A 20,756-nucleotide genomic window follows, 5' to 3' on the forward strand; every position below is an offset into this window, starting at 1 on the left:
GAACCATTTCATGCCTTTTTACGCAAATGTCCGCAAGACGTTCGCCATTTCGATCGCCGACACCGCCGCTTCCCATCCTTTATTGCCCGCTTTCGTGCCGGCCCGCTCGATCGCCTGTTCAATGGTGTCCGTCGTCAACACGCCGAAAATGACCGGAACACCGCTTGCAAGCGCCGCGTGGGAGACGCCTTTGGCCGCCTCGCTGCAGACGTAGTCAAAATGGCTCGTTGCCCCACGGATGACGGCGCCAAGCGTAATGACAGCGTCAAACTGCTTCGATTCCGCCATTTTTTTCGCCACAAGCGGGATTTCAAACGCACCCGGCACCCAGGCGACAGTGATGTCGCTGTCGCTCACGCCATGGCGCGTCAAGCCGTCGATCGCCCCAGATAAAAGCTTGCCCGTGATGAATTCGTTAAAACGAGAGACGACGATGCCGATTTTCAATCCGGTGCCGACTAAGTTTCCTTCAATGATGCGCATGTTCGTTGCTCCTCCCATCATTAAAAATGAAGCATATGTCCTAATTTTTCATGTTTCGTGCGCAAATATTTTTCATTTTCCTTTTTCGCTGGCATCTGAATGGGCACCCGTTCAACGACTTCGAGTCCATGCCCTTTTAAGCCGGCGATTTTGCGCGGGTTGTTCGTGAGCAGGCGCATTTTCGTCACGCCAAGATCTTTCAAAATTTGCGCCCCGATGCCATAATCGCGCAAATCGGCGGGGAAGCCCAGTTTTTCGTTCGCTTCGACCGTATCATAACCTTGCTCCTGCAACTTGTAAGCGCGCAACTTGTTCATAAGGCCGATGCCGCGCCCTTCTTGGCGCATGTAAAGCAACACCCCGCGCCCTTCCGCCTCGATTTGCCTGAGCGCCGCATGCAGCTGCGGACCGCAGTCGCACCGGTACGAGCCAAACACATCGCCCGTTAAGCATTCGGAATGGACGCGCACCAAGATCGGCTCATCCGGGATGATCTCTCCTTTGACAAGCGCCACATGCTCTTTTCCGTCGAGCACGTTTGTGTAGCCGATGGCGCGAAATTCGCCGAATTCGGTCGGCAGCCAAACGTCCACCTCCCGTTTCACGAGCTTTTCCCGCTGGCTCCGATAGGCGATCAAATCTTTGATCGTGATCATTTTCAATCCGAACTGATCGGCGATTTGCCGCAAATCAGGAACGCGAGCCATCGTCCCGTCCTCTTTAATGATTTCGCAAATGACGCCGGCCGGCTTCGCGCCGCACAAACGGGCCAAATCGACCGCCGCTTCCGTATGGCCGGCGCGCCGCAAGACGCCCCCCTTTTTCGCAATCAACGGAAAAACGTGGCCAGGACGTTTAAAATCGCTCGCTTTCACATTCGGATCAAGCAGCGCCTGAATCGTCGCCGCCCGCTCGTAGGCGCTGATTCCCGTCGTTGTCGTTTTGTAGTCGACACTCACCGTAAACGCTGTGCCATGCGCGTCCGTGTTATGAGTGACCATCGGCTCAAGCTCGAGCCGCTCCGCCAATTCCTCCGTAATCGGCACGCAGACGAGCCCGCGGCCATGAGTGATCATAAAGTTAATGACATCCGGCGTCGCTTTTTCGGCCAGCACGACAAAATCGCCTTCATTTTCGCGGTCTTCGTCATCGCAAACGATGATCACTTCTCCGTTTTTCAGCGCCGAAAGCGCTGCTTCAATCGTGTCAAACATCAAGCTTGCCCCCTTTTCCACTATTTATAGCCGTGCTGCTCCAAAAATTCGACCGTCAATTTGGAGGTCGCCGTCGCTTTCGCGTCGAGGAAAGCGGCGACGTACTTGCCGATCATGTCGCACTCGATATTGACGAGATCGCCCGGCCGCTTTTCGCCTAAAATCGTCGCCTCACGCGTATGCGGAATGAGTGAAACGATGAACGTGCGCTCGCTCAGACCGAAAATCGTCAAGCTCGTCCCATCGACAGCGACCGATCCTTTCTCAATCATATAGGCGCGCAGCGAGGCCGGCACTTCGATTTCATAGTAGACGGCGTTCGCTTTCGGCCACTGCCGGATGATGCGCCCGACGCCGTCCACATGCCCGGTGACGAAATGGCCGCCAAACCGTCCCCCAGCCGCCATTGCCCGCTCCAAATTCACCTTCGATCCCGGCTTTAATGTTTTTAGCGCCGTCGCTTTCACCGTCTCCGGCATGACATCGACCGTAAACTGCCGTTCGGTGAACGATGTGACGGTCAAGCAGACGCCGTTGACGGCGATGCTGTCGCCAAGCCGCACATCTTCGAGCACCCGCTTGGCGCCAATCGTCATCACGATGGCGTCGCCGGTTTGCTTCATTTGTTCGATCGTGCCGATCTCTTCAATAATGCCAGTGAACACAACGATTCCTCCTTCCGTTTCGGCGCGGCGACGATTTTGATGTCCGGGCCGATCGTCTCGATGCGGCGGATGTCAAGCTCCACCGCTTCAGCAAGCCGGGCGAAGCCAAGGCCGCCGACCGGCGTCGGCGCCCCGCGGCCGCCGATCAGCTTCGGAGCGATATAGGCGATGACCTCATTGACTGCTCCCGAGCGGAGGAAGCTGTCATGAACGCGCGAGCCGCCTTCGACAAACAGCGACATGACTCCCTGCTCCCCAAGCAGACGGAGCACATCGCGGACATCGATCTGGGCCGTCGGCATTGAAAATACGCGCACCCCAAGGCGCTCATACGCCGCCGCTTGTTCCCGACTGACGCCGCCGGTGATGATCCACGTCTCTGCTTCCTTGTCAGCGACGACATGGGCGTCAAGCGGTGTACGCAATTTTGTATCCAAAATGATGCGGAGCGGATTTTTCCGCTTTTCCCCAAAGCGGACGGTAAGCTTCGGGTTGTCGGTCAAAACGGTGTTGACGCCGACCAAAATGGCGTCATGCTGCGCACGAAGGCGATGGACATCCTCACGCGCCGCGCTTGATGTAATCCATTTGCTTTCCCCCGTCGCCGTCGCGATTTTGCCATCGAGGCTGCATGCGAACTTCAACGTGACAAACGGCGTTTTTGCGGCGATATAGTGGAAAAACATCCGATTCAATTCGTCCGCTTCGTCTTTTAATACGCCAACATCAACGTCAATGCCCGCTTGGCGCAGCTTGGCAATCCCTTTTCCCGCGACAAGCGGATTCGGGTCGGTCGTGGCAACGACGACGCGACGGACGCCCGCCTGGATGAGCAAATCGGCACATGGCGGCGTTTTTCCATAATGGCTGCACGGCTCAAGCGTCACGTACACCGTCGCACCGCGCGCCTTCTCGCCAGCCATGCGGATCGCATAGACTTCCGCGTGCGGCTCACCCGCTTTCAAATGGGCGCCAAGCCCAACAACCGTCCCACCGTTGACAACGACCGCGCCAACGGCAGGATTGGGAGACGTTTGCCCGACTCCAGCTTTGGCCACATCGAGAGCGAGCCGCATATAATGTTCATCGTTATGCACCGCACTCCCTCCTTCAATAAAAATGAAACCCCCGGGATGTCCCCGGGGGCTCATCGATGAGAGAATGACCAATGATGCGCAAACAAACACATGTTCGCCAAGCAGGCTATACCGGCCGGTCGGAAACAAAAGATACTACCATGCCTAGTCGGCCGACAGACGCTGCCCACGCGGTCTGAACCGGCCGAAAACAGCCGTGCGCATATTGGCATCCTTCTCCCATCCAGACTATACTGTCGGCTCCGGAATCGCACCGGATCCTGCCTTTCGGCTCGCGGGCTGAGGGGCGGAAAGCCCCATCACCGCCGGTCGGGAATTTCACCCTGCCCCGAAGGATGCATCACGATATCGTTATGTTCATTATACCACACGAAACGCCCTGCATCATCATTCCGCAACCCAAATCCAATACGCCGCTCCCCACAACAGGCTGGCCGCAAGCAAAAAGAAAAACAAGCGCCAGTTGTTTCGAACAGTCCGATCATCCTCGCTCATGCGCTGTTTACGGTTCGTCAAATACTCTCACTTCCTTCATCACGTCGCCGTTTTTCATCGTCTTCACGACGTCCATGCCCGATGTCACTTGGCCAAAGACGGTATGCACCCCATCCAAGTGCGGCTGCGGCTCGTGGACGATAAAGAACTGGCAGCTGCCGGTATCGCGGCCGCGGTGCGCCATTGACATCGCGCCGGTGACATGTCGGTGTGGATTGTTGTCCGTCTCGCACGGGATCGTATAGCCGGCATCGCCCGTTCCATTGCCGCGTGGACATCCTCCTTGGCTGACAAATCCAGGGATGACGCGGTGGAACGTCAACCCGTTATAAAAGCCTTCGTTTGCGAGCTTCTCAAAATTGGCCACCGTCGCCGGCGCCTCGTTTGGGAACAGTTCAAACTCGATTTTCCCGCCGTTTTCCATTAGAATATATCCTTTTTTTGCCACAAGCATCCAGCTCCTTTTCGACATCGAAACTGCTTTTATCATACCATGATGGCCAAGTGAAACAAAAGAAAAAATGTCTTTTCAAATTCGCACGCCGCCTGACCGCGTCGCGTTTTTCCGATAGCCAAGCAGGCGAGCGTACGGTATAATGGTAATGCATTTTCGTAAACAGGAGGCGAGCTATGTGAAACGAATGATCGCTTCATCGCTGCTTTGGGCGGTGCTCTTGGCATCTCCGGGCATCGCAGCGGCCGATGCCGCGCCGGGCGATGTCATTGTGACGCTCGGGGAAAACTTAACGAATGAACAAAAGCAAAAAGTGCTCGACGAAATGAAGGCGCCGGACGGGGCGCAAACGATCACCGTCTCAAACGTTGAGGAGCATAAATATTTGGACGGACTCATTCCGAAAGCGCAAATCGGCACGCGCGCCATCTCGTCGTCGATGATCACGATAAAAGAGCCTGGCTCGGGGCTTCATGTCGAAACGCACAACATCACATGGGTGACGAAAGAGATGTATACAAACGCCTTGATCACCGCAGGGGTGAAAGATGCCGATATTTACATCACCGCCCCGTTTCCGGTTTCCGGCACCGCAGCGCTGACGGGGCTGATGAAGGCGTATGAAATTTCCTCGGACCAAGCCATCCCTGATGATGTCAAAAAAGTGGCGAACGAGGAAATGGTGCAGACGGCGAAGCTCGCCGATTCGATCGGCGCGGACAAAGCGGTCGCCCTGCTGGCGAAAATCAAACAAGAAATCGCCAACAACCCACCGCAGACGGACGCTGATTTGCGCGCCCTTATTGAAAAAATCGCCAACGACCTTGGCATTACGCTGAGCGAGAATGAAATCAACAACCTGATTTCCCTTTTCCATAAAATGCAAAACGCCCATATTAATTGGGATCAAGTGAACGATCAGCTGAGCAAGGCGAAAGAACAGCTATCGGCGTTTTTGCAGTCAGAAGAAGGGAAAACGTTCATTCAAAATCTGATCGACATCTTGAAAGAAATTTGGAACGCGATCAAATCAGCATTTTCCTCAAATCAACAATGAAAGAAGGCGCCCCAAAAAAGGCAGCGGGCGCCTTTTCTTTGTGAAGGCCCGTTCTCTTTCCAACCGGCGGCCTTCACTTTTTCACTTTCGTTTTCAAAGGCAAATCATATTGGATCAAATCTTCATATGTCTCCCGTTTCACAACGAGCTGGGCGTCGCCGTTTTCAACGAACACAACGGCTGGGCGCGGCAGACGGTTGTAATTGTTCGCCATGGAATAGCCGTAAGCGCCGGTGCAAAAAACGGCCAAATAATCGCCCGGCTCCGCTTCCGGCAGGGCGATGTCCCAAATGAGCATGTCGCCTGACTCGCAACACTTCCCGGCGATCGATACGACTTCCGTCGGCTCGCCGAACACCCGGTTGGCGAGCGCGGCTTCGTATTTCGCTCCGTAAAGCGCCGGACGGATGTTGTCGCTCATGCCGCCGTCAACGGCAATATAGGTGCGGACGTTGGGCACCTCTTTGCGCGAACCGATCGTATAAATCGTCGTTCCGGCATCACCCACGAGCGACCGGCCCGGCTCGATCCAAATTTCCGGCAACGGCAAGCGGCAAGCTTCGGCCTGCCTTTTCACCTCTTCCACGATGCAGTCGACGTACGCTGTCACCGGAATCGGGTCGTCTTCCTCCGTATAGCGGATGCCAAAGCCGCCGCCAAGGTTGACAACCGCTGGGACAAATCCGTGCGCCTTGTTCCACTCCGCCAGCTTGGCAAACACTTTTTGCGCCGCGAGCACAAACCCAGCTGTTTCAAAAATTTGCGAGCCGATATGGCAATGAACGCCGAGCAGCTGAAACGCGGCCGATGCCATGACACGGCGAAACGCCTCGTCCGCCTGACCGTTGTTTAAGTCAAAGCCGAACTTTGAATCTTCTTGCCCGGTTAAAATGTAATCGTGCGTATGCGCCTCGACCCCCGGCGTCACGCGGAGCAAAACCGGCACCGTCCGACCGGATGACTCCGCCAGCTCTTCGATCAGCTCGAGTTCGTAAAAGTTGTCGGCAACGATGCAGCCGATGCCGTGTTCAAGCGCCATCGCCAATTCGTCCCGGCTTTTGTTGTTGCCATGAAAATGGATGCGCTCAGGCGGAAAACCGGCCGCAAGCGCCGTATACAGCTCACCGCCTGAGACGACGTCAAGCGACAATCCCTCCTCAGCGGCCAGCTGCACGATGGCGACGGCGGAAAACGCCTTGCTCGCATACGCGACTTGCGCCCGCACGCCGTGGCGCTGGAACGCTTCTTTAAACGCGCGCGCCCGAGCGCGGATCAACGCAACGTCATAAATATAAAGCGGCGTGCCATACGTTTTGGCCAACTCGACCACATCGACACCGCCGATTTCCAAATGCCCTTGTTCATTCACGCGGCTTGTCCCGTGAAGAAACATCGCAAACCCCTCATTCCTCTATCGAAATCGCATGGCAAAAGCAAAAAAGACAGTTTGCAAAATCGGCAACTGCCTTTACAAAATGGAAAACCGCAAAGCGCCATCGGCTCTGCCTTGAAACGGAAGGCCGCACACCCCGCGCTGGGCCATGCCCATTCCGCCCGTGCAAACGTGCGAAGCACTGAGGCAAGCACCATCAGTGCAAGCAATTACATATAACTTATCATAATGATAAAAAAGTTGCAATAGCGCTAAAACGAAAAAAGCGGCCGCCAATAGGTGGAAACGGCCGCTTCCAAATGGATCGTTCGCGTCATGACGGCTGTTTTTGCCGGTCTTGCGGGTGAACGATGCTCGGGCGCACTCTCGCTCCGGCAACCGAACGGCGGACGACAATTTGCATAAATGCCGCTGGATCGAACGGGATGAACGGCCATAAGTACGGCGTATTAAGCGAGCGGATGCTGGCGAGCCAAAGCAAATAAACGGTCGTGCCAATGACGAGCCCGGGCACTTTAAACAAGGCGACAAGAATGACCAATGCCAATCGAGAAATCTTATTCGCCACGCTCAACTCATAGCTTGGCGTCGCAAAGGAACCGATCGCCGCCACCGAAATGTACAAGATCACTTCCGGCACAAACAGCCCGACATCGATGGCGATTTGTCCGATCAAGACGGCGGCAATCAAACCCATCGCGGTTGATAGCGGCGTCGGGGTATGAATGGCTGCCATCCGCAAAAACTCAATCCCAAAATCAGCGAGCAAAATTTGCACAATGATCGGGATGTTCGTTTGTTTGTTCGGCCCAATAAACGCCCATGATTCGGGCAGCAACGACGGTTCAAGGACGAACAGCACCCACAGCGGCAGCAAAAACAACGACGTCAAAATGCCTAAAAACCGCACCCAGCGCACAAACGTCCCGACCCCTGGCGACTGCCGGTATTCCTCGGCATGCTGGACGTGGTGAAAAAATGTTGTCGGCGTGATGATGACGCTTGGCGATGTATCAACCATAATGAGCACGTGCCCTTCAAGCAGGTGCGTCGCTGCTACATCTGGCCTCTCGGTGTAACGGACGAGCGGGTACGGGTTGTATCCTTGCTTGACTAAAAACTCTTCGACTGTTTTGTCGCCCATCGTCAGTCCATCGACGTTGATTTGCTGCAACTCTTTCTTGACGAGTTCAACAAGCCCCGGGTCAGCGACGTCTTTAATATAGGCGATGCATACGTCCGTTTTTGACCGCTCGCCGACTTGCAAAATTTCAAAGCGCAGCCGCTCGTCGCGGATGCGGCGGCGGGTGAGCGCCGTGTTGACAATGATGTTCTCGACATAGCCGTCGCGGGCGCCGCGCACAACTTTTTCCGTATCCGGCTCTTGCGGCTGCCGACCCGGATAGCTGCGGACGTCGACAGCAAATCCGGTCGATTCGCCTTCAATCAAGACGATGATCAAGCCCGACAGCAGCTTGTCAACCGCTTCGTCGAGGCTCGTCACCGGACTGACTTGCTGATGAACAAGTCGATTTTCGATGATCTGCCACGCTTGGGACGCCTGGCGTTCATCATCGTTGACGCGCACAATTTGTTTTAACAATTCGATAATGTATTGCGTGTCGCATAAACCGTTGCAGTAGTAAATATGTACTTCCCGGTTTAGGACATCAATTTTCCGCACGCCTAAATCAAAGCTTGTCCCGACGCCGATCCGCTGTTGCAAAAACTTCGCGTTGTCAACGAGCCGCTTCGCGATCGGCGCTTTCGGTTTCTTTTCTTTTTCCGGCATGGCCACCACTCCTTTCGAGAATCAACTCGACCGCCTTGCGCGTAATCGGCGCTCCGTATTTCGCATGGTCTCGGTATCCCATTTTGCCGATGTCGCCGATGCCGACGATGAGCGGAATGTTCAGCCGGTCAAGGCAGTAGACGGTATCGCCATTGATCCGCCCGATCTCGAGGTCCCGGACGCCTTCTTTATCGACCCCATATTCGGTCATCACGCCGTCACGGTCGATGCTCACATGTACTTTTGTCCATTCATGCTGGTGCGTATTGGAGGCAACCGCCAGCGCCCCAAGCACCTCAATTTGCTCATGCCCCGCCACATAGCGAAGCGCCTGCTCTCCGGCCCCCTCCCCGAGGGCGCCGCAATCGTCAAACATGACAAACACTGGATCGTGCGGCGTTTGCAAAATGAGTTCGACCAACTGTTCACCACTCAGTTTCGTCGGATTGCCTTGCGAGCGGGAAATGCAACGGCCGCCGATCTCGGCGGCAACCCGCTCAATCGCCCGGCAGGCGAACTCGTCCCCATCGGTTACTAAAATCACCCGTCTTTTTTTCATGATCCCTACCCTTTCGGTTTGCAAATGAGCGCGGCGACGAACGACCCGGCCACCATGAAAGCAACCAAGGCGCCGGCCAAGCGGAACACCGCTGCTCCGGTTTCGACAAATCCCTCCGGCCGCGGTTCTGCCATGGCTCCTTTCGCCAACCAATACCCAAATCCGCATAGCGGCATCGTCGCCCCGGCGCCAGCCCAAGCGACGAATGGATCATAGACGCCGCCAAAGCCAAGGAGTACGCCAAAGACGACAAGCGAACCGGCGACGCCAGCCGGCGTCCATTTGCCGCGGTCGATGATGAGCTGAACGATGGCGCACAGCAGCCCGCCGGCGAGAAAGGCACGGACGTATTCCATATCACATTCCCTCCTGATCGTTCCCAAATAAAAGGCGTCCTACGGCGGCAAATCCGGCTCCTGTCCAGCCGCTTCGATGACGACGCCGTGAGCGATCGCTGGGATCGACTGTTTTTGCTGCACCATCGTTTGACTCAAGAGCGCCCCGGTAGCGACGACAAACAGGCGTCGAAACGTTCCGCGGGCGAGCTCTTGAAGCAAATACCCGTACGTGACGACCGCCGAGCAGGCGCAGCCGCTGCCGCCGGCGAACACCTTTTGATCTGGCCGGTAAATCATCAGCCCGCAATCGTTGTAAACGTCGGTCACATCGTAGCCTGATTCAGCAAGCAACTCGCGGACGATGACGCTGCCGACGCGCGACAAGTCGCCGGTGACGATCAAATCGTAATCGCCCGGCGAGACGCCTAAGTCACGGAAATGCTGCTCGATCGTATCGGCCGCCGCCGGAGCCATCGCCGCCCCCATGTCGAGTGGGTTTTTCAGCCCGGCGTCAACGACTTTGCCGATCGTCGCCGCCCGGACGCGCCAACGTCCCGGCGCGCGGCCAACAAGCGCGGCGCCGGCGCCCGTGACGGTGAACGTCGCCGTTTTCGGCTTTTGCACCCCAAGCTCAGTCGGGTAGCGAAACTGCCGTTCGGCCGTCGCGTTATGACTGCTTGTCGCCGCAAGCGCCCGATCAGCCAATCCACCAGCGACAAACGCAGCGGCTGCCGCCAACGTTTGCATCGAGGTCGAACAGGCGCCGAACAAGCATAAAAACGGAATCGGCAGCTCGCGGGCGACATAATTCGATGTCGCATTTTGGTTTAATAAATCACCGGCCAAAAATAGATCGACTTCTTCGGCAGAGACGCCCGCCTTTTGCAAGCAGCAGTCCACCGCCTCCCGCATCAGCCTCCGCTCGGCCAGCTCCCACGTCGCTTCGCCGCAATATAAGTCGCGATGGCAAACATCAAAATAACTTCCGAGCGGCCCGTCGGCTTCAAGCGGCCCGACCGCGGCAGCGGCCGCTTGGATGTAAACACCATCGTCAAACACCCATGTCTGCTTTCCGACACGTTTCATGGCCAATCCCTCTTTTCGTCACGGCCAAACAAGGCCAAGCACATAGGCGGCAATCAGACCATAAATGACCGCTGCCCCACCGGCTTTCAACATCTGCCCGGCCACCCCGGCCGTCCATCCTTCGCTGCGATGCTCGATAGCGGCGCTGGCGATCGCATTGGCCAGCCCTGTAATGAGCATCGTCGCCCCCGCACCGGCAAATTGGCTGAAATCATCATATTTCCCGACGGCCGTCAGCACAATCGCCAATCCAGCCATCACCATAGACGCCCACAGATGGGCCTCGAGCGGCGAAGCGGCAAACGTGCCGCCATACCAATCAGCGAGCCATTGCGCCAACGCACAAAACATCCCACCGACAAAAAACGCTTTTACCGCATTGGCGGCGTATGGGGGAGAAGGCTGAAACGCCTTCACCTCGCGGACATAATCGGACTTCAATCCCACGTTTCCTTCCCCCTTTGTCAGCGAAAGTGATCGACAAAATAAAGCCAATGAAACAACGAACCGGCCACTTTGCCAAAGGCGATGGCCATAAGTAAAATGACGATTTTATCATCGACGCCGATCCGCTTCGCTAAAATCGGCCAAACGTTCAACACCTCTGTTAAAGCGGCAGCGAGCATTCCGATAAACACACCATGAAACAATCCGATCGGCGCTAGCCAATATTTGGATAAATGCCAAACCGAATGGCGCAAACTCATCCAACCGCCAACGATGGCGCCGGCTACAGCCCCCCATTCATAGGCGTGAATGCGTTTTGGCGTTTTCGTCAGCTGCGTCAGGCGCGGGATGACGCCAAGCACGACCAAAAAAGCGACAAATCCGGTTCCGACCGCCAACCCTCCGGCGAAGCCGACGAACACTACCAGCAAAATCTCAAGCGTCGTCAAGAGGCCTCAAGCTTTCTTTGTTTTCATGCAAAATGACGTACTGATCGATCGATTGCTGGTAGTTGAACATTTCGACTTCAAGAGGGCTGGGCTCCTCGTTGATTCGTTTGCGGAACCAATGGTTGAAAAATAAAATCATCCCGATGCCGAGCCCAAGCGAATACGGAATTTGCAAAAGCAGCGGTTTATCGACCGCTTGGCCGGTCATCATTTCGTACAGATGGCGATGCACTTGTTGCATGCTGACGTCCTCGTGAAAGTTCATGATCGCCATCGCCGAACCGACGAACAAAAGAAGCCAAACGAGAACGAAGGAAGCGGTCGAAACCTTCCGTTTTTCATAGACGACTTCAATGATCGTCTGTGATGGACCGATCATCTGCACATCAAGCGAGGAATCCACGTCAAACACAGCCCTGATCATTTGCATCATATCGATGATGACGATATTTTTATCGCTGGGCTGGATGCGATAGAGCGGAATCGCCTTCAACCGCCGAATGAGCCCGCCATCCGGCGCAGCGATTTGGGCCGCCTGCCCGAGCGTCACCACCGCCCCCGGCTTGACTTGCACGCGATGGCGCGGCTTGATAAATACGGTGTTGGCCATTTGCTTCACACCTTTGTCCCCATTTTGTTTTTCTTTAGTTTGGTTGGCAAAAACACCGATCATGCGGCCTGTCGACGTTCACCATCGATTTCATAAAAATAGAAAAGAATGGGCAAAGAAAAAAACGCCCATTCTTTTTTAGACTTTTGTTGCTTGCTCCGGAAAAAGCGTTCCAAGATGCGCTTACACACCAAAAGACGGATGCGATTCATGGTTCACCGCCGATGAATTGACATCCGTCCATTTTGGGAACACCTTGTGCGGACAAAATGGTCGATCCGTCCATTTTGTTGCTCACTCCGTGCGGACAAAATGGTCGATCCGTCCATTTTGTTGCTCACTCCGTGCGGACAAAATGGACTATCCGTCCATTTTGTCCTTTATGTGCTGCAATATTTTCTTTTCCAGCCGGGATACTTGCACTTGAGAGATGCCGAGCCTCGATGCCACTTCGGACTGGGTTTGGTCTTTGTAATAGCGCAAATAGACGATCAGCCTCTCACGCTCGTCGAGTTCTTCGATCGCTTTTTTTAAGGCGATTTTGTCAAACCATGACGCCTCGTCGGCGTCAGCGATTTGATCAAGCAACGTAATCGGATCGCCGTCGTTTTCGTACACCGTTTCGTGAATCGATGTCGGCGAGCGGACCGCCTCTTGAGCCAGAACGACGTCTTCTGGCGAAATGCCTAAATGGTCGGCGATTTCCGTAACCGTCGGCGCCCGCCCGCGCGTTTTCGACAGCTCATCTTTCGCCTTGCGGATTTTGTTGCCCATCTCTTTCAGCGAACGGCTCACTTTGACGGTGCCGTCGTCGCGAAGAAACCGCTGAATCTCCCCAATGATCATCGGCACGGCGTACGTCGAAAACTTGACGTCATACGACAGGTCAAACTTGTCGACCGACTTTAACAAGCCGATGCAGCCGATTTGAAACAAGTCGTCCGCTTCATAGCCGCGGTTTAAAAAACGTTGAACGACCGACCAGACGAGGCGCATGTTTTTTTCAATAATTTCATCACGCGCTTCTTGATCGCCTTCTTGGCTGCGGCGGATCAGCTCTTTCATCTCCTGATCTTTGATTGGCGACTGATCTTGCTTGACATCGACATCCATAGGCATGTCTCCCTCAGTTACATAACGCTTTGCTTTTCGCAATATGCTTTTTCAAATACACAGTCGTCCCTTTGTTCACTTCCGACTCGACGATGACTTCGTCCATGAAGTTTTCCATAATGGTAAAGCCCATCCCTGACCGCTCGAGCTCGGGCTTTGTCGTAAACAACGGCTGGCGCGCTTCTTCGATGTCAGGAATGCCGACTCCTTCGTCTCTCACCGTCAAATGGACGACACCGTCTTCAATGATGACCGAAATGGAGACGATGCCGTTCGGATCGTTGTTGTAGCCGTGAATGATCGCGTTTGTCACCGCCTCAGAGACAACCGTTTTAATTTCCGTCAGTTCGTCCATCGTCGGGTCAAGCTGGGCGACGAACGCCGCCACGGTCACACGGGCGAACGATTCATTTTCGCTGCGGGCAGAAAATTGGAGGTGCATTTCATTGCGCATTTACGCCACCCCCAATGCTTGCAAGGCGAATTGCTCATCCGCCTCAACGCGGATGATTTTAAACAGACCCGACATGTCAAACAGCCGTTTGACGGCCGGCGATACGGCGCATACAACCATCTGCCCGCCGACGTTTTTGATTTGTTTATAGCGTCCGAGAATGACGCCGAGGCCAGAGCTGTCCATGAACGTCAATTGTCCTAAATTGAGCACGATGTGGCGGATCGCTCGGTTTTCGAGCACATCCGTCACTTGTTCACGCAATTCTTCGGCTGTATGATGGTCAAGCTCCCCAGACAGGCGAACGATGAGCACGTCTTGCTTCACTTCCAAGTCGATCGCGAGACTCACAGCGTGTTCCCCCTTGTCCATTTCAAGATATGGAGACATTTCGCTGCTGTCCGCCCGAAATCCTGCCGCCCGACAAAACTAGTGGTCGTTCGCCAAAGAGAGCGAAAAGACCGCAAAACTTGACATTATCCCGCTTGCACGAAGCGGCCAAACACCCGCTTAAACAAGTCCCAAAAGCTCGCTTCTTCGACCGTTTGCTTGGCGACGATCGGGCTGTGCAAAATTTCTTTTCCATCCTGTTTTAAAATGAGGACGCCAAGCTCATCGCCTTTGCGAACGGGTGCTTTCACATTGTCTTTCACTTTGATCACTTTTTCGATCTGCTCGACCGACTGCCCTTTTTTCGTCAGCACCGACACCGGCTCCGACGTCACCGCTTCGACGGATGACCGTTTGCCTTTGCTTATGTTGACGCGGGCGACAGTTTCATTCCGTTTGTACACCGGGTGAGTTCGATATTGGGAAAACGCGTAATCGAGCATCTTCGTAATTTGCGCATTGCGCGATTTCGGCGTCGGCGCTCCAAACACAACAGCGATGACGCGCATGCCGTTCTTTTTCGCCGTGGCGGTCAAACAATATTTCGCTTCGGCTGTATATCCGGTTTTCAGGCCGTCAACGCCCGGATAAAATTTGACAAGCCGGTTCGTATTGACGAGCCAAAACTTTTTGTCCGTATTTTCGCGCAAATAGTCTTCGTATTTGCTCGTATATTTGGTAATATCTTCATATTTCAACAGTTCGCGCGCCATCATGGCCATATCATAAGCGCTGCTGTAGTGATGTTCCGCCGGCAGGCCGGTCGCATTGGCGAAATGGGTGTTTTTTAAGCCAAGCTGTTTCGCTTTTTCATTCATCATCTCGACAAATGCTTCTTCCGACCCGGCGATCTGCTCAGCCATAGCGACCGACGCGTCGTTGGCCGAACCGATGGCAATGCCGCGCAGCAGCTCATCGACGGTCATTTCCTCGCCCGGCTCGAGGAAAATTTGCGATCCACCCATTGACGCGGCGTATTCGCTCGCCCGCACTTTTTCATCGTAGGACAGCTTTCCTTCATCGATGGCTTCCATGACTAGCAGCATCGTCATAATTTTCGTCATGCTCGCCGGCGGCAATGGTTCATGGGCATTTTTTTCATACAATACTTTGCCGGTGTCGCGTTCAATCAAAATGGCTGATTTCGCCTCATCGGCCAGCTTCACCTTTGCCGCCTTCTTTTCGTGTGACTCGGCATGCACGGAAAGAGGAAGGAACAGAAGAATCGGCAATACAAGCAGACGGATGACTGTCGTTTTCATCTCCCAAACCTCCATTCTTTATACATGCCATTTTTTCCAGACGAGATATTTTTATACAAAAAACAGCTCATTTTCCAAAAAACAAAAAAAACGCCCGAAACACGCGTTTCAGGCGTCTTCTACTTGAACAACTGCTTTTTTCCTTGCGGATCGCCAGCGTCCCTCTCTATACGATGGTCTCATAAATGAGCGGCGGCCGAGCAACCGGCTGCGGCGACAGACGAATAGCCGCCTCGATCTTTTCTTTCACGTCAAGCACATCTGGCCGGTTGCTGTGAATCGTGGCGAGCACTTCCCCTTTCTGCACGCGATCGCCGATTTTTTTATGGAGCACAATGCCGACCGCCAAATCGATCATGTCTTCTTTTTTCGCCCGGCCGGCGCCGAGCCACATGGCGGCCGTGCCGATGTCATCGGCAGCCATCTCGGCGACATAGCCGTCGGCAGCCGCCGTGACGGTCGACGTATAGGCCGCCTTTGGCAATTGATCCAGATCGTCGACGACCGATGCATCTCCACCTTGAGCGGCCAAAAACGTTTTGAACGCCGCGATGGCGGCCCCGCTGCGAATCGCCTCTTCAAGCAAACGGCGCGCCTCATCAAGCGATGGCGCCTTCTCCGCCAAATAGACCATATGGCTGCCGAGCGTCAAACAAAGTTCGGTTAAATCGTGCGGCCCGTTTCCTTTTAACGTTTCGATGGCCTCTTTCACTTCCAAGGCGTTGCCGACGGCATAGCCGAGCGGCTGGCTCATGTCAGAAATGACCGCCATCGTCCGGCGGCCGACGCGCTTGCCAATGTCGACCATCGCTCGAGCGAGCCGGCGCGCCTCGTCAAGTTCCTTCATAAACGCTCCGGCGCCCGTTTTCACATCCAAGACGATGGCATCAGCCCCAGCGGCGATTTTTTTGCTCATGATCGACGAGGCGATGAGCGGAATGCTGTTGACGGTCGCCGTCACATCGCGAAGCGCATATAGCTTTTTGTCAGCCGGTGTCAAATCGCCCGTTTGGCCGATAATGGCGATTCCGTTTTCATTCACGAGTCGAATGAACTCGTCTTTGCTGATCTCGACATGAAACCCGGGCACGGACTCGAGTTTGTCGATCGTGCCGCCCGTATGGCCGAGGCCGCGCCCAGACATTTTCGCCACCGGCACGCCGACAGAAGCGACAAGCGGCCCTAAAACAAGCGTCGTCGTATCGCCGACCCCGCCGGTCGAATGTTTATCGACTTTCACGCCGCGAATACTCGACAAATCGAGCATTTCGCCGGAGTGCACCATCGCCATCGTCAGCGCGGCCGTTTCTTCCTCGGTCATGCCGCGGAAATAAATCGCCATCGCGAGCGCGCTCATTTGGTAATCGGGAATGTCCCCGTCTGTATACCCTCGGACGATCCACTCAATTTCTTCCTTCGTCAGCGCCTTTCCGTCGCGCTTTTTCGCAATCAAATCGACCATTCGCATCGCGATCACCTTTTTCGTTTTGATTTCGCCATTTCGGCGACAATCGCTTTCACAAACCGCAAAAAGTCCGTCTTCACCCGCTCAGCCGTTTCAACCACTTCGTCGTGGTGAAGCGGAGCATCCGACATCCCTGCAGCCATATTCGAAATGCACGAAATGCCGAGCACCTCAATGCCGCCGTGGCGGGCGACGATCACTTCCGGGACGGTCGACATGCCGACCGCATCGCCGCCGAGCGTACGAATCATGCGGATTTCCGCCGGCGTTTCGTACGACGGCCCCGTATTGGCGACATATACTCCTTCATGCACGCGAACGCCAAGTCTCGCCGCCGTTTCCTTGGCGAGCTCGCGCAGCCGCCGGCTATACGCTTCCGTCATGTCCGGAAAGCGCGGACCAAGCTCCGGATCGTTCGGACCAATGAGCGGATTTGTGCCCAGCAAGTTGATATGGTCGGAAATGATCATGAAATCGCCGGGCTGAAACCGTTCGTTGATGCCGCCCGCAGCGTTTGTCACGATCAATTCGCGGACGCCAAGCGCCTTCATCACCCGGACGGGAAACGTCACTTCCTGAAGCGAATACCCTTCATAATAATGAAACCGCCCTTGCATGGCGACAACGGTCGCCCCCTCAAGCCGCCCATATACGAGCCGTCCAGCGTGTCCTTCAACGGTCGACACTGGAAATCCGGGAATATCTTCATACGGAATGCGAACCGCCTCTTCGATTTCATCAGCGAGCACGCCGAGCCCCGAGCCGAGAATGAGACCGATTTCAGGCGGAGTTGGCATCAATGGGCGCAAATGACCGGCGGTTTTTTCAATCGCTTGTCGATCCATTCTTTTCCCCCTCATCGTTCTTTATGAAGTTAGGCCAAATCAGCCAAAAAGCTTGTTCCGTACGGCGGCCGGTTGACTTGGAAGTTATCCGCAATCGTTGCGCCGACATCGGCAAACGTCTCGCGGACTGGGAGCGGCTTGCCGCCGCGAAATCGCGGGCTGTACACCAAAAGCGGCACATATTCGCGCGTATGGTCGGTTCCGTGGTGAATCGGGTCGTTGCCGTGGTCAGCGGTGATGATAAGCAAGTCGTCCGCTGTCAAGCGCGGCAACACATCGGCAAGCCGGGCGTCAAACTCTTCGAGCGCATCGCCGTAACCTTTTGGGTCGCGGCGATGGCCGTATTTAGCGTCAAAATCGACGAGATTGACGAAACTCAACCCGGTAAAGTCCATGCCGAGCGTGTCGACGAGCTTATCCATTCCGTCCATATTGGATGTCGTTCGCAACGACTGGGTAACTCCTTCATTGTCGTAAATATCGGCGATCTTCCCGATGGCAATCACTTCATAACCGGCGTCTTTCAATTCATTCATCACCGTTTTGCCAAACGGCTTAAGCGCATAGTCGTGCCGGTTGGCGGTTCGCTCAAAATGGCCGGGTGTGCCGATGAACGGTCGGGCAATGACGCGCCCGACCATATACGGCTCGTCGCGCGTCAATTCACGAGCGATTTCGCAAATGCGGTACAATTCATCAAGCGGCACAACTTGTTCATGGGCGGCGATTTGCAAGACGGAGTCGGCTGATGTATAGACGATGATCGCCCCTGTTTTCATATGCTCTTCGCCAAGCTCTTCGATGATCGCTGTTCCGCTCGCCGGTTTGTTGCCGATCACGTTCCGGCCGGTGCGCCGCTCGAGCTCAGCGATCAATTCATCTGGGAACCCGTTCGGAAAGACGCGGAACGGCTTGTCGATGCGAAGGCCCATCAGCTCCCAATGGCCTGTCATCGTATCTTTTCCAGCCGATGCTTCCTTCATTTTTGTATAGTACGCGAGCGGTCGATCGACTTTCGGCACCCCTTTGATCTCACGAATATGGCTTAGGCCGAGCTTCGCCATGTTCGGCATATAGAGGCCGCCGCGATACTCAGCGATATGGCCGAGCGTATCCGCTCCTTTGTCGTTGTATTTCTCGGCATCCGGCGCTTCGCCGATGCCGACTGAATCCATCACAATCAAAAAGACGCGCCGGTATGTCGCTTTCACATTCATTCCCCCTGCCTGCAATGAAAAATATGGAGTCTCTTTCTATCGTTCCCGTATTTTCGCGAAAACACGCCTATGGCCAATTGGTCAGAAGTCTGACAACTAAAACGACAGGCAAGCGCCTAGCATACGGCAACTGCTAGGCGCGCGGGTGGTACTGTTTGTACACGTCTTTTAGGCGCGTTTTCGTAACATGCGTATACATTTGCGTCGTCGAAATGTCGGCATGCCCAAGCAACTCTTGCACAGCGCGCAAATCGGCTCCGTTCTCAAGCAGATGCGTCGCAAACGAATGCCGAAGCGTATGCGGCGTCAATTCTTTTTCGATGCCGGCTTCTTTCGCGAGCCGCTTTAAAATTTTCCAAAACCCTTGCCGTGTCAACCGCTGGCCATAATGGTTCAAAAACAGCGCCTCCGTTGCCCGCCGTCGCGGATTGACAAGCTGCGGGCGCCCTCGCTCCAAATAGTGGGCAAGCGCTTCAATCGCCATGCGCCCGATCGGCACGATCCGCTCTTTCCGCCCTTTTCCATAGCAGCGGACAAACCCCATCGTCAAATGCACGTCGCTTAAGTTGAGCTGCACAAGCTCACTGACGCGCATGCCGGTCGCATACAACAGCTCCAGCATCGCCTTGTCGCGCAGCCCAAACGGTGTGCTCACTTGCGGCGCTGCAAGCAGCGCCTCGACTTCCTCGACCGACAGCACTTTCGGCAGCGTCCGTTCAAACTGCGGCGTTTCGATATGGACGGTCGGGTCTTGCGCCGCGATTTTCTCCCTTAGCAAAAACTGATGAAACGAACGGATCGACGCCAAATGGCGGGCGATCGTCCGCGCCGATTGCCCTTGTTCGCTTAAAAACTTTAAAAAATGGAGAATATGGAGGCGCTCCACTTCGCCCCACGCCTGAAGCTGCTCGACTTGGCGCAAATAGCGGACGTATTTTTTCAAATCGCGTTCATACGAAACGATCGTATTGTGCGCCAAATTCCGCTCCACCGTCAAATAATGCAGAAAATCTTTCAACTCGTATTCCAACGCTCTCTACTCCCCATCGCGATAAAAAAATAACAGCCGGTCGAGCCAACTTGGCGGCGCACTCTCCGCCGCCGATACTTTGACCGCCGATCCCTTCGGCTCATCGTATCGGTGGTAATACTCGTACTCGCGGTTAAACCATACAAGACTATAATAAAATAAAATGGTGCATCCCGTAAATAAAAGAAACACTTTCACCATTTGCCAAACGGTTTTCATGGCATCCTCCCTATCAGCTGCTTGTCAGCTTGCTAGTATGAGGATATGCCATTTGTTTCGTTGTTTATACGCAAAAAACCTTTCCCGTTGGAAAAGGTTTTTATTTTTCTTCATGCTTTTGCTGGCAACGGTGACAAATGCCGTGGAACGTCAAACGATGGTCTTTAATTTTAAATTTCCACTTCTCCTCAACAATCGCTTCGACATCCTCAAGCAAATCTTCTTGAATTTCCGCCACCGATCCGCATTCCAAGCAGATGAGGTGGTGATGGAAATGGGCCGCTCCTTCCTTGCGGAGGTCATAGCGCGACACCCCGTCCCCGAAATTGATTTTATCGACAATTTTCAGCTCGGTTAACAGCTCGAGCGTCCGGTAAACGGTCGCCAACCCGATTTCTGGGGATTTTTCTTTCACGAGGAGGTAGACGTCTTCCGCGCTTAAATGGTCTTCTTCATGTTCAAGCAGGACTCTTACTGTTGCTTCCCGCTGCGGCGTTAACTTGTAACCCGCCGAATGCAGCTGCTTCTTGATTCGTTCCACACGATCTTCCATCTTTTCATTCCTCCCTCGCCATTCACCCATCATTATAACAAATGCACGAGGGAAGTATCAAAGTAAAAT

Annotated in this window: 25 protein-coding genes and 1 riboswitch; of the genes, 1 reads left to right on the forward strand and 24 read right to left on the reverse strand. The window is 54.6% G+C overall.

Translation table 11 applies throughout. The annotated features are described in order from the left end of the window. Positions 1-18 precede the first annotated feature (18 nt). The 6 genes from ribH to QWV57_RS11695 all read right to left on the reverse strand — a co-directional run bounded on the left by ribH (position 19) and on the right by QWV57_RS11695 (position 4,402). The gene (ribH, locus tag QWV57_RS11670) at positions 19-483 is read right to left on the reverse strand and encodes a 6,7-dimethyl-8-ribityllumazine synthase (RefSeq protein ID WP_033005258.1); all 465 of its coding nucleotides are present in this window, start codon (positions 481-483) and stop codon (positions 19-21) included. 20 nt (positions 484-503) lie between these two features. Then, on the reverse strand, positions 504-1,697 hold the full coding sequence (locus QWV57_RS11675) for a bifunctional 3,4-dihydroxy-2-butanone-4-phosphate synthase/GTP cyclohydrolase II (RefSeq protein WP_014196246.1): 1,194 nt from the start codon (positions 1,695-1,697) through the stop codon (positions 504-506). Between the two features lie 20 nt (positions 1,698-1,717). Then, positions 1,718-2,362, reverse strand: a complete 645-nt coding sequence (gene ribE / locus QWV57_RS11680; protein ID WP_129447085.1) for a riboflavin synthase — start codon at positions 2,360-2,362, stop codon at positions 1,718-1,720. Then, a complete protein-coding gene (gene ribD / locus QWV57_RS11685; protein ID WP_301099916.1) occupies positions 2,317-3,459 on the reverse strand; it encodes a bifunctional diaminohydroxyphosphoribosylaminopyrimidine deaminase/5-amino-6-(5-phosphoribosylamino)uracil reductase RibD in 1,143 nt (380 codons plus the stop codon). Before ribD ends, ribE begins: the two co-directional genes overlap by 46 nt. A 207-nt stretch (positions 3,460-3,666) precedes the next feature. Continuing rightward, positions 3,667-3,799: riboswitch (FMN riboswitch) on the reverse strand. 47 nt (positions 3,800-3,846) lie between these two features. Continuing rightward, entirely contained in the window at positions 3,847-3,975 is a 129-nt protein-coding gene (locus QWV57_RS11690; RefSeq protein WP_014196248.1) for a hypothetical protein, read from the reverse strand. Continuing rightward, positions 3,962-4,402: a peptidylprolyl isomerase gene (locus tag QWV57_RS11695; protein WP_301099917.1), complete on the reverse strand. Its 441-nt coding sequence runs from the start codon at positions 4,400-4,402 to the stop codon at positions 3,962-3,964. Before QWV57_RS11695 ends, QWV57_RS11690 begins: the two co-directional genes overlap by 14 nt. Before the next feature lie 184 nt (positions 4,403-4,586). Between QWV57_RS11695 and QWV57_RS11700 the strand changes: the two genes are divergently transcribed. Next, entirely contained in the window at positions 4,587-5,465 is an 879-nt protein-coding gene (locus QWV57_RS11700; protein ID WP_025948557.1) for a DUF1002 domain-containing protein, read from the forward strand. A gap of 73 nt (positions 5,466-5,538) precedes the next feature. Here QWV57_RS11700 and lysA read toward each other — a convergent pair whose 3' ends face one another. The 18 genes from lysA to fur form a co-directional block, all read right to left on the reverse strand. Next, on the reverse strand, positions 5,539-6,858 hold the full coding sequence (lysA, locus tag QWV57_RS11705; RefSeq protein WP_301099918.1) for a diaminopimelate decarboxylase: 1,320 nt from the start codon (positions 6,856-6,858) through the stop codon (positions 5,539-5,541). A 313-nt stretch (positions 6,859-7,171) separates the two neighbouring features. Then, positions 7,172-8,650: a spore germination protein gene (locus QWV57_RS11710; protein WP_033005742.1), complete on the reverse strand. Its 1,479-nt coding sequence runs from the start codon at positions 8,648-8,650 to the stop codon at positions 7,172-7,174. Next, entirely contained in the window at positions 8,598-9,209 is a 612-nt protein-coding gene (gene spoVAEA, locus QWV57_RS11715; RefSeq protein ID WP_301099919.1) for a stage V sporulation protein SpoVABEA, read from the reverse strand. The genes QWV57_RS11710 and spoVAEA overlap by 53 nt, the downstream gene beginning before the upstream one ends. A 5-nt stretch (positions 9,210-9,214) precedes the next feature. After that, complete coding sequence (locus QWV57_RS11720; RefSeq protein ID WP_301099920.1) at positions 9,215-9,565, reverse strand: SpoVA/SpoVAEb family sporulation membrane protein; 351 nt, start codon at positions 9,563-9,565, stop codon at positions 9,215-9,217. 39 nt (positions 9,566-9,604) lie between these two features. After that, positions 9,605-10,633: a stage V sporulation protein AD gene (gene spoVAD / locus QWV57_RS11725; protein WP_011231786.1), complete on the reverse strand. Its 1,029-nt coding sequence runs from the start codon at positions 10,631-10,633 to the stop codon at positions 9,605-9,607. An 18-nt stretch (positions 10,634-10,651) separates the two neighbouring features. Further along, positions 10,652-11,080: a SpoVA/SpoVAEb family sporulation membrane protein gene (locus tag QWV57_RS11730; protein ID WP_013144836.1), complete on the reverse strand. Its 429-nt coding sequence runs from the start codon at positions 11,078-11,080 to the stop codon at positions 10,652-10,654. 17 nt (positions 11,081-11,097) lie between these two features. Next, entirely contained in the window at positions 11,098-11,529 is a 432-nt protein-coding gene (locus QWV57_RS11735) for a stage V sporulation protein AB (RefSeq protein WP_011231788.1), read from the reverse strand. Next, positions 11,516-12,139 carry a stage V sporulation protein AA gene (locus tag QWV57_RS11740; protein ID WP_301099921.1) on the reverse strand — a complete coding sequence of 208 codons (624 nt, stop codon included), beginning with the start codon at positions 12,137-12,139 and terminating at the stop codon, positions 11,516-11,518. The genes QWV57_RS11735 and QWV57_RS11740 overlap by 14 nt, the downstream gene beginning before the upstream one ends. Before the next feature lie 360 nt (positions 12,140-12,499). Continuing rightward, on the reverse strand, positions 12,500-13,252 hold the full coding sequence (gene sigF, locus QWV57_RS11745) for an RNA polymerase sporulation sigma factor SigF (protein ID WP_011231790.1): 753 nt from the start codon (positions 13,250-13,252) through the stop codon (positions 12,500-12,502). 13 nt (positions 13,253-13,265) lie between these two features. Then, positions 13,266-13,706 (reverse strand): anti-sigma F factor, encoded by a 441-nt coding sequence (gene spoIIAB, locus QWV57_RS11750; RefSeq protein ID WP_011231791.1) that lies wholly within the window; start codon positions 13,704-13,706, stop codon positions 13,266-13,268. Continuing rightward, positions 13,707-14,057 (reverse strand): anti-sigma F factor antagonist, encoded by a 351-nt coding sequence (gene spoIIAA / locus QWV57_RS11755; RefSeq protein ID WP_011231792.1) that lies wholly within the window; start codon positions 14,055-14,057, stop codon positions 13,707-13,709. 125 nt (positions 14,058-14,182) lie between these two features. Then, positions 14,183-15,358: a D-alanyl-D-alanine carboxypeptidase family protein gene (locus QWV57_RS11760; RefSeq protein ID WP_301099922.1), complete on the reverse strand. Its 1,176-nt coding sequence runs from the start codon at positions 15,356-15,358 to the stop codon at positions 14,183-14,185. 166 nt (positions 15,359-15,524) lie between these two features. Beyond that, positions 15,525-16,826 carry a pyrimidine-nucleoside phosphorylase gene (locus tag QWV57_RS11765; protein ID WP_033005751.1) on the reverse strand — a complete coding sequence of 434 codons (1,302 nt, stop codon included), beginning with the start codon at positions 16,824-16,826 and terminating at the stop codon, positions 15,525-15,527. Between the two features lie 5 nt (positions 16,827-16,831). Continuing rightward, positions 16,832-17,668 carry a purine-nucleoside phosphorylase gene (locus QWV57_RS11770; RefSeq protein WP_011231795.1) on the reverse strand — a complete coding sequence of 279 codons (837 nt, stop codon included), beginning with the start codon at positions 17,666-17,668 and terminating at the stop codon, positions 16,832-16,834. A gap of 29 nt (positions 17,669-17,697) precedes the next feature. After that, on the reverse strand, positions 17,698-18,885 hold the full coding sequence (deoB, locus tag QWV57_RS11775; RefSeq protein ID WP_033005752.1) for a phosphopentomutase: 1,188 nt from the start codon (positions 18,883-18,885) through the stop codon (positions 17,698-17,700). Positions 18,886-19,018: 133 nt separating this feature from the next. After that, positions 19,019-19,915 carry a site-specific tyrosine recombinase XerD gene (gene xerD / locus QWV57_RS11780; protein WP_011231797.1) on the reverse strand — a complete coding sequence of 299 codons (897 nt, stop codon included), beginning with the start codon at positions 19,913-19,915 and terminating at the stop codon, positions 19,019-19,021. A 6-nt stretch (positions 19,916-19,921) separates the two neighbouring features. Next, positions 19,922-20,134 (reverse strand): YqzK family protein, encoded by a 213-nt coding sequence (locus QWV57_RS11785; protein ID WP_011231798.1) that lies wholly within the window; start codon positions 20,132-20,134, stop codon positions 19,922-19,924. Between the two features lie 100 nt (positions 20,135-20,234). Beyond that, the gene (gene fur, locus QWV57_RS11790; RefSeq protein WP_011231799.1) at positions 20,235-20,687 is read right to left on the reverse strand and encodes a ferric iron uptake transcriptional regulator; all 453 of its coding nucleotides are present in this window, start codon (positions 20,685-20,687) and stop codon (positions 20,235-20,237) included. Positions 20,688-20,756: the final 69 nt, after the last annotated feature.

Source organism: Geobacillus zalihae (assembly GCF_030414215.1).
In the GTDB taxonomy this organism is placed as follows: domain Bacteria; phylum Bacillota; class Bacilli; order Bacillales; family Anoxybacillaceae; genus Geobacillus; species Geobacillus zalihae.